The sequence below is a fragment of the Vreelandella sp. ssv genome, assembly GCF_059448525.1.
In genome coordinates, this window is record NZ_CM182545.1 from 3,372,597 (window position 1) to 3,387,700 (window position 15,104).

Consider the following 15,104-nt stretch of genomic DNA (forward strand, 5'->3'; position numbering starts at 1 on the left):
GCGCTCCCCCGTATATTAGCCATGCACTTCCTAGCCACTTGCTAGGCACTTCCTAATAATGAATAAAGAGAGCATCTCATGCTTAAAATGATCTCAAAACCGGCGGTAAAGCTGGTGGAGCGCTATCTGCCAGACCCGTATATTTTCGTTCTGCTGCTGACGTTAATTGCCTCGGTCGCCGCGATCGCCATTGAGCGCCAAACTCCGCTGGCGGTGCTGCGCTTCTGGGGCGATGGCTTCTGGGGTTTGCTGACGTTCTCGATGCAGATGCTGCTGGTGCTGGTCACCGGCTTTATGCTGGCAAGCTCGCCGCCAGTAAAACGTATCCTGCAAAAAATTGCCGGTACAGCCAAAACGCCCGGCGGCGCCATTATCCTGGTGACGCTTGTCTCGCTGGCAGCCAGTTGGATCAACTGGGGCTTTGGCCTGGTGGTTGGCGCGCTGTTCGCTAAAGAGCTGGCCCGCCTGATTCGCGTGGACTACCGACTGCTGGTTGCCAGTGCTTACTCCGGTTTTGTGGTGTGGCACGGCGGCCTGGCCGGTTCGATACCGCTAACCATCGCCACCGAAGGCCACTTCGCGGCTGATCAAATCGGCGTTATTAGCACAGGCTCAACCACTTTTGCGTTTTTCAACCTCGCCATCGTGGTCTGCCTGTTTATTGCTATTCCGTTAGTCAATCGAATGATGCTGCCGGATGAAAAAGATAGCGTCTACGTCGATCCCAGCGTGCTTCATGATGAGGCTGAGCCGGTTGGCCGCATTACGCGCCCTGCGGAACGCCTGGAAAACAGCTTAACCCTCGCCATGCTGGTCGGTGTGCCGGGGCTGCTGTTTTTGCTTGACCACTTTTTGCTACGGGGTGGCGGCTTAAACCTTAACGTCGTTAACTTTATGTTTCTGTTTCTGGCCATTGTGCTACACCGCACGCCGCGCAACCTGCTTAATAGCCTTAACGAGGCGATTAAAGGTGGCGCCGGGATTGTTATTCAGTTCCCGTTTTACGCTGGCATCATGGCGATCATGGTTCAGTCCGGGCTAGCAGAGAGCATGTCTGAGTGGCTGGTCTCCTTTGCCACCGTCAATACACTGCCGTTCTGGTCGTTCATCAGCGCTGGGATTGTCAACCTGTTCGTTCCCTCCGGCGGCGGTCAGTGGGCCGTACAAGCCCCCGTAATGCTACCTGCTGCTCAGGCCTTAGGGGCTGACATTCCGCGGGTCGCCATGGCGGTGGCTTGGGGCGATGCCTGGACCAACTTGCTGCAGCCCTTCTGGGCACTACCGGTACTCGCTATTGCCGGGCTGAAGGCAAAAGATATTATGGGCTTCTGCCTGATTCAGCTTTTTATCACCGGCATTATTATTTCCGTCGGCCTGGTATGGCTTTAAAAACCCGCCAATGACTGCCCACCGCTCAGTTGGCTTTCCTTCTGGGTGGCGGGCAGCCGTTATTGGTCTCAAGTAACAGCAGGAGCACCGTATGACAGACGCCGAAATCAGTGCGAGCACTGCCGTAAATACTGCCCTGCCTGGGCAGCATGAACTCTCCATGACCGTATTGATGACGCCCGATATGGCGAATTTCAGTGGTAAAGTCCATGGTGGGGCGATTCTTAAAAAGCTCGATGAAGTCGCTTTTGCCTGCGCCAGCCGCTACTCAGGCCACTATGTGGTCACCCTATCGGTGGATCAGGTGCTGTTTAAGCAGCCTATTCACGTAGGTGAACTGGTGACGTTTTTAGCCAGCGTCAATCACGTTGGGCGCTCGTCAATGGAAATTGGCATCAAGGTGGTGGCTGAAGATATTCGCAATAAGCTGATACGCCATACCAATAGCTGTTACCTCACCATGGTCGCCGTTGATGCTGATGGCAAGCCTGCCAGCGTACCGCCACTCAGTTTGGCAACACCGCTGCAGAAGCTACGTTTTGAAAAGGCAGCGCTGCGTAAAAAGTTACGCAAACAGGCGGAGCGAGAAGAGCTATTGACGCAACAGCAGTATCAATCAAGAGCTCAGTAAAAAAGCATCATCCCACCACAAGGAGTTCGCATGCCTGCCAGGGAACGCTACCCGCACCTGCCTAAAGCGGTCGAATACGCCCATATTGGTTGGGATTTTTTCATATTAACGCTGGTGGTCATTAACCTCGCGCTGCTGCTGTTTGACTCGCTGTTTCTGCTCGGCCCAATCAACCAGGGAATCGCCAGCATCGCCCCCGGGTTTCACGCTTTCTACGATGACACCATCCATAGCCGCTTTATCACTATTGATTTAGTGTTTGTCAGCTTCTTTGTAGCCGATGTCCTGCTAGGCTGGTCAATCGCTATTGCCGAACGGCGCTATCATCGTTGGTTCTTTTACCCCTTTGTGCACTGGTATGACGTGCTGGGCTGTATTCCCTTAGCGGGCTTCCGTCTGCTGCGTATTCTACGCGTCGTATCATTAATCAACCGCTTGCACCGCCTGCGCATTATTGATGTAACCCGTTGGGATATTTACCTATTTGTTGCCAAATATTACAACATACTGCTTGAGGAGCTTTCCGATCGCATCGCTTTGCGTCTGTTAGGCAATGTGCAGCAGCAAATTCGCTCGACTGACTCCCTCACCGAGCGAGTGATTGAGCGGGTGATCATGCCACGCAAGGCTCAGCTGATTCATGAGATCGCCCAGAGGCTAGAGAGCACTATCGGCAAAGCCTACCAGCATAACCGCCAGTCCATCATGGCGGCGATTAGCGATTTAGTCAGCCGTACGTTACGGGAAAGCCCAGAGATTCAGCGCTTTAATCGCTTGCCAATGGGGCAGCAAGCCACCAGCGCAATAGAGGCATCACTGAGTGGTGTTGCCCAGCGGCTGGTAGATGAGCTGCTGCTGGGCATACATTCGGATGAGTTTAGGAAATTAGTTGAACGTACCGCCGACAGTGGCTTTGACACTTGGTTAACGGTTGACGAAGGCAGCAATCGCGTCACCGAGCAGGTGATGTATGACATCCTGGAGATGCTGAAAGACCAAGTACGCCACCAGGATTGGAAGGATCGCTATGAATAATTCATAACGTGGTGGGAGCCAACGGGCGTTCAGTTAAACAGGCAGCCACAATGCTCAATGCTTCAATAAGCCTGCTGCGATCTGCCGCGGCCCCAATACAGAGTCGAATCGCTTGGGGCGCTGGCGTGCTCCCGACACAAAATGGCTCTGCGCTACTTACCTTCACGCCCCGCTGCAGGAGTCGTTCACATAACTCCACCGCCCGACTACCCTCGGGCAGGGTCAGCCAGACATTACTGCTGTGCGAACGTCCACCTAGGGTAAACCCTTGCAGCCATTCGGCCGCTAGCCTCTGCCGCTCCGCTAGCTCCTGGGTTTGCCAGGCGAGCAACTCCTCAGCCGCTCCCTGATTGACCCAGTGGCACGCCACATCAACCATCAATGGGGGCACCATCCAGCTCTGGGATCGCAGCCCGGTAGCAAGCCGCTCGTGCAAACATAGCGGCGCTCGAAGCACGCCAATCCGCAGCCCGCCCGCGAGTACTTTAGCGGTGCTGAAGACAAACAGCGTGCGCTCCGGCGCCAACTTATAAATGGGCGTGCCACGCTGCTCAAGAGGTAAATACTGCACGCCATCCTCAATCAACCAGATATCATAACGCCGTGCCAACGCCACCAGTTGTTCCCGACGCGACTCGCTTAAACACGCGCCGGTGGGGTTGTTCTGATCCGGCGTCAGGTAGATTGCTCGAGGCGGTTGTCGGGCACACTGAGCCTCAAGCAAGTCCATCCGCATCCCTTCCTCGTCTTGACCGATGCCGACCAGTTTGAGGTGCGCCTGTTGTGCTGCGCTGATAGCACCGGGGTACGTTAATGCATCGGCAGCCAAAAGCTCGCCTGGCCGCAGTAACGTACTAAGCGCTAGGCTAATGCCGTGCTGGCCACCTTGAGTGATAAACAGCTCATCGGCACTGAACGGCATCCCTAACCTATTCAACCAGCTAGCCAATATATCGCGCTGTTCACGACGACCCTGGGCCTCTTGGTAAGTAACCCCTCGGGCCAATGCTGCCCCTGATTGGCTTAACGCAATCAGCGCTTCGCTTAGCAACGACTGACGCAACGGATGCGGCGGAGGCAGGCTCAGGCTTAAATCAATCACCCCAGGCGTTTCGTCAGAGTGAAACGTGGGGCTAAAAGCACTGACTTGGGTTTGGCTTCTTATATAGGTGCCGCTGCCTACCCGTGCTGACACCCAACCATTGCGTTCAGCCTCAGCATAACCACGAGTCACCGTGCCTATTGTCACGCCTAACGCATCCGCCAAACGACGCTGGGGCGGCAACCTCTCTCCCGGTAAAAGGGTTCCAGCCTGGATAGCGGCTTCAATGGCGCTGGCTATAGCGCGGTAACGTGATCCAGAAAACTCACTTAATGAAGGCACCCACATTGTCATGGTGACAATAAAACCTTTGACGTAAATTTAAACCCCATTATGCTAGCAAAAGTAGCCTTAAAACAATCTTTAGATACAAATTGTATGGATACAAAAAATGAACAACGAATGGTTAATTCTCGGCCCAGCCGCGCTCTATATGATGTCAATGACGCTTACTCCTGGGCCGAACAACGTTATGCTCACTGCTTCTGGTGCTAACTTTGGCTTTCGGCGCACGCTGCCGCATATGTGGGGCATTTTAGGCGGCTGCTTTCTACTGTTCGCGGGTATAGCGCTGGGATTGGGTGTGTTGTTTGAACGCTACCCGGCGATTCAAACCGCGCTTCGCTGGATAGGCAGCGCCTATTTACTCTACTTGGCATGGAAAATTGCCAGCGCGCCACCGCCCAATCTTAAGGCTCGTGAACATAGCGTACCGTTTACGTTTTGGCAGGCAGCGGCGTTTCAGTTCGCCAACCCTAAAGCGTGGGTAATGGGGCTTGCGCTGATGGCCGGATTTCTCCCCGAAAGCGGCCAGCCAGTGATCAATGCACTGGTGCTTGCGGGCTTTGCCGAAATGATCGCACTGCCGTGTATTGCCCTGTGGGCAGCCTTTGGCACCGCTATTGGGCAATGGATCAAAAGCGACGGTGCATGGCGAGCGTTCAACGTCACCATGGGGGTATTGACCGCCGCCTGCGTTGTGCTGATTTTAGGATGACAATACGTTAGCCGCAGCGCAGTGCTTCAACGTTATCTTGATCATCGAGATGAATATTCAAACGATCAGGACGATGATCCATGGTAGCCATATCGCCAGGGCGCAACACGCGCACCTTTTGAGCACCGCTTTCGCTTTGTAAGTGCGCAACGTCAGCCTCATCGAAGGGTTCACCGATGGCGGACTGGATAGCGTCTAGATCACAGGCAGCAGCCTGCTGATTAGTGGAACCGTTCGGCGCGACCGTTGGCGGCGGTGGCGCTGCATCCACATCGTCGTTAGCGGAAGAGATGGGCATCTGGGAGCTAACGCAAGCCGTAAGCAGCATCGCGCAGGCGCTCACTAAGGCGAATTTAGTCAGCGTAATATGCGGTTTCATCCTTGAATTTCCTAAAAGTAAGGTATTAAAAAAGGGTGTAAAACCCAACGGACCAGGCGTTAGCCTGGCCCGAGGGATACCACTATCTTTCTAACGCAACGTTAACTAGCCGCATCCTGGACAGCTTGACCGCCCTCTTCAACATCCTGGCCAGCGCCAGCGATGGTATTACAACCAGTTAGAACACCCGCCGTCATCAGCAGCATAAAACTCATGGCTAATAATTTTTTCATTTACGTTCTCCTTAACGAGTCATTCAACATCGGGAAACTCCACTGGCAAACTTTATTGCCGCTTGGGAGTTTTTTCAGGGTAACAGCGTTTTCGTCATCACGCTCGCTTTCCCTACTTTGCCGTGTAATTGCTATGCTATCAAACGCCTACTCAATTGACCGGAGTCTCTCACTTGAACGATTTTACGCTGGACGAACGCCTTGCCGCAGATACATTGCCATTGGCCGAGCTTCCACTTAGCCGCGTGCTGCTGATGAACGACGCGCGCTACCCGTGGGTTATTCTCGTGCCACGCCATGCTTCTATCAGCGAAGTGTTCGAGCTTTCGGCCAACGACCAGCAGCAGCTTTGGCGTGAAGCCACTCAATTAGGCGATGCCATGAAAACCGCCCTAGGGGGTGACAAGATTAATATTGCCACGTTAGGCAATGTGGTGAGCCAGCTGCATGTCCACGTGGTAGTTCGTCGCCATAGCGATGCGACATGGCCTGCCCCCGTATGGGGCAATGGCTCAGCCGAACCTTATGCTTTTGATAGCCAAGCGCAGTTACGCGACCAGTTAAAGACGCTCATCGCAGGGCTTGATGTTTAGCCGGACGTTTACCCGGTTAAAGGATGACCTTGACGCGCGGGCGGCTCGTTGAGCAGCGGTCCGCTAGCAGGCTGCGCGACACCTGCAACGCTAAGGGAAATTCCCAGCATGACAATCATCGCCCCACCCGTTAAGGCCAGCCAGCCGGTGGCTTTTTGCACACTCAGGTGGGAATGCTGCTGCCTGGCTAGGCGCCGCTGCGCCCAGCCGCGGGCTAAAATACTAACCATTGCCAGCGCCGAGACGGTTATCCCCGTACCTAACGACATGGCTAGCACCGATGCGATGCCTACTTCGAGCTGGCCCAACAGGCTGGCCGCCCCCAGCATTAACACTGCGCCACTGCAGGGGCGCATGCCAATGGCGCCGACCGTTATCATCGCCGTCCGCCAATCTAACGCTTGCTGAGGCTCAATATGGTGGGCGCCGCCACAGCAGTGGGTGTGGTCATGGCTGTGGCTTTGTTGATGGTCTAGATGGCTATGTTCATGGTCTTGATTATGTTCATGGCCTGGGCTGTGTGAATGAACCGCTCGCTCCGGCTGGTAGGCTCGCCGCAATTGCTTGAAGGCCCGCCAGCATAGCCACAACCCTAAAACTGCCACCAACAGAAAACTGGCCTGCTCCACCCAGGCAACGCTGCCCATGGCTTGACGGGTTATCCAGCCTAAGCCGTAAACCAACACCACGACCAGCGCAATGGCGGTCACACCTTGCAGTAAGGAAGCGGCGAACGAAAGCCCTAAGGCGCGCTTTACCGCGCCACCATGGGTGGCTAAGTAGGTCGCTAGTACGGCTTTACCATGCCCCGGCCCAGCGGCATGAAAGACCCCGTAGGCGAAGCTAACGCTCAGCAGGCTTACCCATGTTGCCAGGGTGGGGGTACGTGACAGTTCGGTAATCGCCAGGGTTAGCGAACGGTGCAGATCCCGCTGCCAACCGAGCAACTGATAGCTCACGCTCTGAAGCCCACCTTGCCAAACGATGATAAGCACCACAGCCACCAGCAGCAGACTCAGCATTAACCCTAAATGACGTATCAAGGGCCGTGTTAAGAACATCTCACCGCTCCATCGCTTAAATTGTTATAAATAACGCACAGACCCTAATACTCGACAGGCAGCACGCTTACCAACCACGCCTAGCGACAATCAATTTGGCCTGTCTCGGTAAAAAAGCGTCCCAAACCTGGCTCACCACTTTCGTCTTTATCCAGTAGCGCCGCCTGCATCACCACTTCAGGGTCGGGATTCGCGGGGAGAATAGACAGTTCACAGGCAGGGGCCCCGTTAAGTATCAGCGCATCGTCCCTAGGCTGACCGCCCTCCTCTTCATGTACCACTTCGATGTAGTAGGTGGGATCAAACACTTGATAGCTGAGCAAGGCATCTGTCAGCGGCTGCGGGGTATCCAGCGGCAAAATAAACATAAAGGTTAGCCGTCCATCACGCTCTAAAGCGGTATATTCGCCTACTTCCCCCAATGCCTGAGGCTCACCGTTGATATGGATTTCGGTTAAATAGTGCTGAGCAGAAAGATTATCGCGAATCTCTTTGCCTAATTGGTCAAGGCCCTCTTCAAGGCTTGAATTCTCAGCCTGCTGAAGCTCTTCGAAAACGACCAGACTATAAAAGGGGTCCATTCGCCACGTTTGGTGCAAGCCGGTAACCATGCCCTGATCATCGGTAATGACCCGCACACTCAAATCGATCCAACCGTGTGGGTGGGCATAAGCGTCAGGGGTAAAGAGAGAACCACTTGCTGCCAAAACTAACGCCACTGCGGCGACGCCCCCCTTCATGGTGCGACTCCCAACTTATGTTGCAAGGCGACCAGCCATGGGTCGAGTAAATAGGGTTGCAGCGGCTGGTTACCCCTCAAGGCCGACACGCGCACGCGGCTACCGCCAACCTCTTCACTTACCTGCAATTGCAGCCGATACCCCGGCCAGCGGGCAAGAGAGGCTTCTGCGCGGCCCAAAGCAATATCCGCATGGCGCACCACATAGCCTTGTTCAACCATTAAATCTACCGCTCCTCGAAACGTCTCCTCGTATGGCGTTGCATAAACCAATTCTCGAGGTTCCAAAGGAGTGGTGGTGGCACAGCCGACCAATCCGCCCAACAGCGCCATCAATAGCCAGTGTCGAAGGTTCATTGTGACCTCCCATCGGCGGGCAAGCTCTGCTCGAAAGTGGCTTGAAAGCGCCGACAGAAATCGTCATTGCTGGCACTGTACGATTCACGTAAGTCACCCAAATGATCGAAGCGTCGGATATCTCGGGATATGCGTATATGAGCGTCATTCACAAACAACGAAACGCGCTCCACTTCTAACGGCTGCTGACCTATTCCGCCACCAAAGCCTACCCCGCCAAATCCTATGCTCGAACCACCCCCAATGCCCAAGCCACCAAAAATACTCATTCCTCTCCCATAGCCATAAGCATTATCGTAAGGGTCATAATAGCCGTGCAGTTCACGCTCACGACTGGCGCTAATTAAACCCAACGTGGTATCGGTAGAGGTAAGGGTAAACCCCCACTCGGTAAGAATATCAACGCTGGTTTCAAGCGCTCGTTCATCCGCTGAAGGAAAGTAACACGCGGCGGAAGGTGCTGGTTCTGCTTGTGGCAAACGATCAGGGGTCACTTGGCAGCCAGCAAGCGCTATCAGGCAAGTTAAGCTTATCGGTATCGACTTCATGTTAGATCCTCTAACGGACGAGGCCGCTGGTTTGGCGCAGGCTAGCGCGCTAAGCTCGCCAAAGGTGGTCATACTTAACTGATACTGTAGTAAAGACAATGTAGTGAAGACACTGTTTTGCGGAGATCGTGCTAATGAATGTTTTGCTTTGCCCCGACAGCTTTAAAGATGCGCTGAGTGCCCAAGATGCCGCAGCCGCCATGGCGCGGGGAGTAAAGCGCGCGGTACCGAGTGCGGATATCCATACCTGTCCTTTGGCTGACGGGGGTGAAGGCAGTCTAGACGCATTGATCGCTGCAACCGGTGCTGAGCGCCGTCAATTGGAGGTGCAGGACGCCTTGGGACGCCCTCGTCAAGCGACCTGGGGCTGGCTTAGCGCCCAGCGTACCGCGTTTATAGAGCTGGCAGAAGCCAGCGGTTTACAACACCTTGCGGCCGATGAGCGCAATGCGTTGCACACCACTACCTTTGGGGTCGGTGAACTACTGCTGGCGGCGCTGGATCAAGGCGCAGAAAAAGCGCTGTTGCTACTCGGGGGCAGCGCTACCAATGACGGAGGCGCTGGCATGCTACAGGCCTTGGGTGTTCGCTTTTTGGATCAGAACGGCGAACCGCTGGCGCCCGGCGGTGCGGCGCTTAGCCAACTGGCCAGTTTATCGCTTGAAGAGCTAGACCCGCGGCTGGCTGGCCTCACCCTTGAAGCGGCCGTGGATGTTGATAACCCCCTGCTCGGCGAGCGCGGCGCCAGCGCAATATTTGGCCCGCAAAAAGGCGCCTCACCGGAAGAAGTCGAGCAGCTCGATCGTGCGCTTGGTCACTTTGCGGATATCAGCGCTCAGGCGCTTGGCGACGATTACCGCACACTACCCGGCGCAGGTGCTGCTGGCGGCATGGGGTTTGCGGCCAAGGCCTTTTTAAAGGCCACCTTGAGACCCGGCATTGAGATGATCATGCAGCAGGCCAACATGGCAACGCTTTTGACTCACGCGGATCTGGTGATTACCGGCGAAGGCCGGTTGGATGGGCAGAGTCTGGCGGGAAAAACGCCAATAGGTGTCTCACGTGCTGCCAAACACCTCAACAAACCGGTTATCGTGTTAGCCGGCAGCCTAGGGGATGGCTGGCAAGCCTGTTTTGATGAGGGCGTTACGGCGGCGTTGGCATTAGCCGATGGCCCCATGACGTTAGCTCAAGCGCTACCGCGCACTGCCGAGTTGTTGGAAGCTCGATGTGAAAACCTGCTTCGACTATGGGCTGCAGCCAACCAGGGTTAATCAGCGTTTTACTGACGGGCCTTGAAAAGGGCTCTCAGCGCCAGCATTTAAACAGTAGTCAAAGGGTAACGACTGGCACCTAATGTCGTATCGCTATGGCGGCGATGCAAAAATCTTGTTTTGCACTGCACCAAAGGTGCCTTACCCTTGAAACACTACTAGCAAGTTTGTAGCAACATTTGTGCTGGAAAACGCCTTAACCGCCGCCCATTGCGGCATAAAGAGGGAGCAGGATATGACTGACACTAATAGCATTGGCCTACACGAAGGTAGCGCTAGTCAACTCGCCGAGAAGCTCAACCACCTGCTGGCCAATTACCAAATTTTCTATATGAACGTGCGCGGCTACCACTGGAATGTTCGCGGTAGCGATTTTTTTGAGCTGCACGCCAAGTTTGAAGAGTTCTACACTGACCTGTTAACCAAAGTAGACGAAGTCGCCGAGCGCATTCTGACGCTGGGCCACAAGCCGGTTCACGCCTACAGTGACTATGTAACACTGTCACGCATTCAAGAAGACAAAGATGTCCATGACGGCACCACCTGCGTTAAAGGCGTGCTAAAAGGGTATCAAACGATCATTGAGCTTCAACGTGAACTGCTGGCGCTCGCCTCAGACGCTGATGATGAAGGCACCGCCGCGCAGGCCGGTGACTATATCCGTGAGCAGGAAAAAACCGTTTGGATGCTCAATGCTTACTTGAGCAAATAAGCGCTATTGCTGACCACAAAAAACGGCACCGCTTGAGTGCCGTTTTTTATGCCTGTCACCTGCAGTGCCAAGGTTATCGCTGCGTGGCAAGATCCTCGATCAACGCTCGCAACATTAACCAAAACTCTTCGACAGAGGCGATGTCCACTCGCTCATCCGGGGAGTGTGCACCGCGAATCAGCGGGCCAAACGAGATCATATCCAAATGCGGGTACTTGCTACCCAGAATGCCGCATTCGAGCCCAGCGTGAATCACCTTCACTTCAGGCTCCCGGCCCAGCAGCGCCGCATGGCGAGCTTTAAAGGTCGCTAGCAGCTCGCCATTAGGATTAGGCGCCCAACCTGGGTAGCCGTTCTCGACTTTTACCCGCGCACCAATCAACCCAAACAGCGCTTGAAAGCGATCCGCCATGGCCACCACGGCACTATCGTGCAGCGAGCGCACCAATGCGCAGAGGTGCAGCCGCCCATTTTCCAGGCTTAATACTCCTAGATTATTGGACGTTTCCACTACGCCTGGCACATCGGCACTCATCCGCTCCACGCCGCATGGGGCAGCGTGAAGCGCGGCCAGTAACATAACGCTGGCATCCAAGGTTAGCGGCTCCGCGTCGGGTAGCTCCGTCAGGCGTTGGGCGCTAATCCTAAGGCCGTTGTCGCCACTGCCTAATTCTCTTAAAAGAATCGTTTCCAGTCCGGCGATAGCCACCATGGCGGCGTCTACTTCATCGGCGGGCAGCGCCACCTGGGCAAACGCTTCCCGGGGGATCGCATTGCGTAATGTGCCGCCATGGTAGCTAATCAAACGTGCGTCGAACGCCTCAAGAGAGCGCAGCGCTCTGACCAGCAACCGGTTAGCATTGCCCAGCGGCTTATGAATATCGATACCCGAGTGGCCGCCTTTCAGGCCAGTCAAGGCAATCTCGATCACCCGCTCGTGGTCGCCAGCCGCTGCGCTGGGCAATTGACCATCAACTTCAACGTCGGCCCCGCCCGCACAGCCGATATAGACCTGCCCCCGATCTTCGCTGTCCAGGTTGAGCAGCAGCGAGCCTTCTAACCAGTTCTCTGCCAGATTCAGCGCACCACCCATGGAAGTCTCTTCTTCCAAGGTAAATAGCGCTTCTAGCGGACCATGGCGTAGGTCCGGGTCTTCCAGCACGGCGAGAATAGCCGCCACGCCCATGCCGTTATCGGCGCCCAAGGTGGTGCCATCGGCGTGCAGCCAGCCGTCGGCCACATAGGTGCTGATCGGGTCGCGGGTAAAGTCGTGAGCATGACCACTGTTGGCCTGGGCCACCATGTCCAGGTGGCCCTGGAGTACTACGCCAGGCGCCTGCTCACAGCCGGGAGAAGCTGGCTTGAGCAGGCGTAGATTACCGAAGGAATCGCGGTCGTGGGCGAGACCTTGAGCATCGGCCCAGCTTTCGAGGGCAGCGACGAGTGCCGCCTCATGCCCAGAGGGGCGCGGTGTATTACACAGCGTTCGAAAGTGGCGCCAAACCAAGGTGGGCTCAAGTGCGTCAAGATGTGCGTTCATAAAGACTCTTCGTTATCGGTAACCGACCTACTTTAACTCAATGAGGCTCTTAACGGCGAGGCGAAGGGCTTTCACTGCGTCACTATGAGCATCCGCCAGAGCGATATTTTGAAACGCCCAGGCAGATAATTGTTGATGTGCCTGCTGTTGTGTCTCAGTTAAGGCGCGGTGACTGGCTACGCGGGCCAACGCTTGCAGAGCAGGGCGAGCAAGAACGGGGTCGCGATGGGCGGTCGCGACATCTTCAACATCCTGCCACTCGCGATCACTCAGTGGCATGCTTGGAATTTTAGCCAGCAGCAATACGAGCACTGCTGGGGGTAGCGCCTTGAGTTCAAAGGCCAACAAACCAGGGAGCGCGGCCAGAAAGCGCTCGCTGAGTTCAGTAAGGACCATTTCACCTTCTGAATTCAACGCTTTGGCCACCATAACAGCGAACTCCCCGGTGGATGTCTCCCGGGTAATCCCTAAGCGTACCGGCGAAAAACCCAGCGCCAGCCAAAAGCGGAGCAGTGACGCTTCAGCGCCGAAGGTGGCACCATAAAGCGCAACGCCTTCCAGCATTGCAGCCGCCATATCGTCATTCAGCAGCGCGTTCCCCAAGCCTTGGCGGCGTCGTTCAGGATGGGTGGCGATACGCACCACTCGCCGCCAGCGGGCGGTCAATGCTTCACGGCTACCTGCATGGGTTGCCAGCGACTGAGCCAACAAATGCCCCTGAGGGCGACGTTCGCCGCGGGCCACCTGGTGTGCAAGTGCAGCCTCGAAACCGCCTTCTTGCCGGGTGACCAAGACAGCCTGAGGCTCGCCAGCCTGTTCGACAGTACGCACAGCCGTGCCTGGGCCATCAAGCAACTGACGCAGATCATTAGGTGAAGTGCGGTAGTGAGACTGCACCAACAGCCCAAACAGCTTTTCCAGAGCAATATCATGTTCGGCCAGCCACGCGCGGTCAATCACCTTCGTCACCGCTGAGCGCTCTTGTCGCTGCTGTGCGTTTGGCTGCGATGCCTTTAATAGCAGCAGTTGATTGATCAGGCTTTCTAGCGGGTCGCCCCTGCCCCAGCGAATGGGTGACTTAAGCACTAACGATTTCCACTGAGGTGTCAGCTGATCAAGAGTATCGCGAAAGCGCAGCGCAAAGCCGCGTCCGGATCCCTCGTAGCCATGTACCGTGGTGGCATAGGCAATCCGCGGGAAGGCGGTGAGCCACTGCCCCAGCAGCGCAGCGGGAATCGCCGCTGCTTCATCAACCATTAAGTAACTGCCGTCACCGCCCTGCTGCTGCGACTCAACCTGCTCGGTTAAGTCATCCGGCGGTAAAAAAACCAGCTCACTGCCTTGAGCCAGCACAAAGCGGCCTGGAGCCACCCTGCGGCCATCCGGGCAGAGCGCCGCTACCCGCTCGAACACGCTCTCCACCGCACTCAGCCGCGGCGCGGTGAGCACTACTCGTTGGGCTTTGTGGGTCAGCAGCCGCGCGCAGGCAATACCTAGCGCGGCGCTTTTGCCGCGCCCACGATCCGCCGTTATTACCAACGGGCGACGGCGCTTTAAGCCAACCAGCTGTTTCACTGCGTAGGCTTGGTCTGAGGTTAGACAGTCACTATCGCCACTTGCGGTTTCATCTGCTTTGCACACAGGCAATAGAGCTAGATGTAGCGCCTCGCCAACGTGCCAGCGCACTACTTGAGACGAAGTCTGCAAGTGACGCGATAGTCGCGCTAGGTAGTGGCAGCTCAGCTCTGACCAGTGCCAGGGATGATCAGCAAACCGTGCGTAGTTTGGATCCGGTGACTCTCCCCATCGCTGCGGCGTGAGCAATACCAGCAAACCACCGGCGGTGAGCGTTCCCGCCAACGCCCCTAACGCTTCGGGATCAAACCCGGTGCTGTGAGTGTCGAGCACTACCAACTGGTGCTCCGCGCCCAGGCGAGTGCGAGCCTTGCGTGGCGAAAGGTGTTCCTCCCCCACCCATAACGGCGCACTCCAGGCGTGGCCTTGCCATAAAGCCTGTGCAAGGGATTGGCACTGCTCGGCATCGCCGCCTAGCCACACAAGCTGCCGCCAGCGGCGACGGGCTAAACGCTGGGCATGATGGATCAACGACGCCACCATCCGTGCTTGCTGCTTATTCTCTAGCACATGGATATTTAACAAATGATTTCCTGCTCCAGCGCGACTGCTTCCCATCACGTTACCCTATTAAGTGTGTAAGTGTGCCGCTGAGCGTCTTATCGGGCGCTTTATGCTACAACTTTGGTTTAATAATTTAACTTCTTTCAACGCTCTTGAGCTTCTCAGCCACTCATCCAAAGGCTTTCAAAATAATATAAGCCATTGTTTTTAATAATTTAAAATCATTTTCTCATAAAAACTAACGGCTTAAATCTCTTACATTACTGATATTGCACCGCAGCGGGGTTGTTGTGCTAATTTAGCTCTGCAGTGCCAAAACCATGTTTACGTAAACGTAACCCAGCAGCACTGCACTTTCCTGCATCCAGGTACCCA

The 15,104-nt window shown here is 55.5% G+C and carries 16 protein-coding genes; 7 read left to right on the plus strand and 9 right to left on the minus strand.

The window, feature by feature from the left end:
- The first annotated feature begins 78 nt into the window (after positions 1–78).
- The 3 genes from AC5TBW_RS15315 (at position 79) to AC5TBW_RS15325 (ending at position 3,055) form a co-directional block, all read left to right on the plus strand.
- Complete coding sequence (locus AC5TBW_RS15315; protein WP_495509388.1) at positions 79–1,389, plus strand: short-chain fatty acid transporter; 1,311 nt, start codon at positions 79–81, stop codon at positions 1,387–1,389.
- A gap of 91 nt (positions 1,390–1,480) precedes the next feature.
- Entirely contained in the window at positions 1,481–2,020 is a 540-nt protein-coding gene (locus AC5TBW_RS15320) for an acyl-CoA thioesterase (protein ID WP_495509389.1), read from the plus strand.
- A gap of 30 nt (positions 2,021–2,050) precedes the next feature.
- On the plus strand, positions 2,051–3,055 hold the full coding sequence (locus tag AC5TBW_RS15325; protein WP_495509390.1) for an ion transporter: 1,005 nt from the start codon (positions 2,051–2,053) through the stop codon (positions 3,053–3,055).
- A 1-nt stretch (position 3,056) separates the two neighbouring features.
- Here the strand turns inward: AC5TBW_RS15325 and AC5TBW_RS15330 are convergent, their stop codons facing one another.
- Positions 3,057–4,451, minus strand: a complete 1,395-nt coding sequence (locus AC5TBW_RS15330; protein WP_495509391.1) for an aminotransferase-like domain-containing protein — start codon at positions 4,449–4,451, stop codon at positions 3,057–3,059.
- A gap of 97 nt (positions 4,452–4,548) precedes the next feature.
- Here AC5TBW_RS15330 and AC5TBW_RS15335 point away from each other — a divergent pair, with 97 nt between their 5' ends.
- On the plus strand, positions 4,549–5,154 hold the full coding sequence (locus AC5TBW_RS15335) for a LysE family translocator (protein WP_495509392.1): 606 nt from the start codon (positions 4,549–4,551) through the stop codon (positions 5,152–5,154).
- Between the two features lie 7 nt (positions 5,155–5,161).
- On the opposite strand, the gene AC5TBW_RS15340 is transcribed toward AC5TBW_RS15335, so the two are convergent.
- Positions 5,162–5,533, minus strand: coding sequence for an I78 family peptidase inhibitor (locus AC5TBW_RS15340; protein ID WP_495509393.1), 372 nt, complete (start codon positions 5,531–5,533; stop codon positions 5,162–5,164).
- 101 nt (positions 5,534–5,634) lie between these two features.
- Positions 5,635–5,766, minus strand: a complete 132-nt coding sequence (locus AC5TBW_RS15345) for an entericidin A/B family lipoprotein (protein WP_226250697.1) — start codon at positions 5,764–5,766, stop codon at positions 5,635–5,637.
- Positions 5,767–5,939: 173 nt separating this feature from the next.
- Here AC5TBW_RS15345 and AC5TBW_RS15350 point away from each other — a divergent pair, with 173 nt between their 5' ends.
- The gene (locus tag AC5TBW_RS15350; protein ID WP_495509394.1) at positions 5,940–6,359 is read left to right on the plus strand and encodes an HIT domain-containing protein; all 420 of its coding nucleotides are present in this window, start codon (positions 5,940–5,942) and stop codon (positions 6,357–6,359) included.
- An 8-nt stretch (positions 6,360–6,367) separates the two neighbouring features.
- Here the strand turns inward: AC5TBW_RS15350 and AC5TBW_RS15355 are convergent, their stop codons facing one another.
- The 4 genes from AC5TBW_RS15355 to AC5TBW_RS15370 form a co-directional block, all read right to left on the minus strand.
- The gene (locus AC5TBW_RS15355) at positions 6,368–7,420 is read right to left on the minus strand and encodes a nickel/cobalt transporter (RefSeq protein ID WP_495509395.1); all 1,053 of its coding nucleotides are present in this window, start codon (positions 7,418–7,420) and stop codon (positions 6,368–6,370) included.
- Positions 7,421–7,500: 80 nt separating this feature from the next.
- Positions 7,501–8,160 carry a DUF1007 family protein gene (locus tag AC5TBW_RS15360; protein ID WP_495509396.1) on the minus strand — a complete coding sequence of 220 codons (660 nt, stop codon included), beginning with the start codon at positions 8,158–8,160 and terminating at the stop codon, positions 7,501–7,503.
- Positions 8,157–8,516, minus strand: coding sequence for a hypothetical protein (locus AC5TBW_RS15365; protein WP_495509397.1), 360 nt, complete (start codon positions 8,514–8,516; stop codon positions 8,157–8,159). Before AC5TBW_RS15365 ends, AC5TBW_RS15360 begins: the two co-directional genes overlap by 4 nt.
- Positions 8,513–9,064 carry a hypothetical protein gene (locus tag AC5TBW_RS15370; RefSeq protein WP_495509398.1) on the minus strand — a complete coding sequence of 184 codons (552 nt, stop codon included), beginning with the start codon at positions 9,062–9,064 and terminating at the stop codon, positions 8,513–8,515. Before AC5TBW_RS15370 ends, AC5TBW_RS15365 begins: the two co-directional genes overlap by 4 nt.
- Positions 9,065–9,198: 134 nt before the next feature.
- On the opposite strand from AC5TBW_RS15370, the gene AC5TBW_RS15375 reads away from it, so the two are divergent.
- Positions 9,199–10,338 (plus strand): glycerate kinase, encoded by a 1,140-nt coding sequence (locus AC5TBW_RS15375; RefSeq protein ID WP_495509399.1) that lies wholly within the window; start codon positions 9,199–9,201, stop codon positions 10,336–10,338.
- A 235-nt stretch (positions 10,339–10,573) separates the two neighbouring features.
- Positions 10,574–11,050, plus strand: a complete 477-nt coding sequence (locus AC5TBW_RS15380; protein WP_008957591.1) for a Dps family protein — start codon at positions 10,574–10,576, stop codon at positions 11,048–11,050.
- A gap of 73 nt (positions 11,051–11,123) precedes the next feature.
- On the opposite strand, the gene AC5TBW_RS15385 is transcribed toward AC5TBW_RS15380, so the two are convergent.
- Both AC5TBW_RS15385 and AC5TBW_RS15390 read right to left on the minus strand, forming a co-directional pair.
- Positions 11,124–12,590 carry an aminoacyl-histidine dipeptidase gene (locus AC5TBW_RS15385; protein ID WP_495509400.1) on the minus strand — a complete coding sequence of 489 codons (1,467 nt, stop codon included), beginning with the start codon at positions 12,588–12,590 and terminating at the stop codon, positions 11,124–11,126.
- A gap of 27 nt (positions 12,591–12,617) precedes the next feature.
- Entirely contained in the window at positions 12,618–14,708 is a 2,091-nt protein-coding gene (locus tag AC5TBW_RS15390; protein WP_495511976.1) for a tRNA(Met) cytidine acetyltransferase TmcA, read from the minus strand.
- Positions 14,709–15,104: the final 396 nt, after the last annotated feature.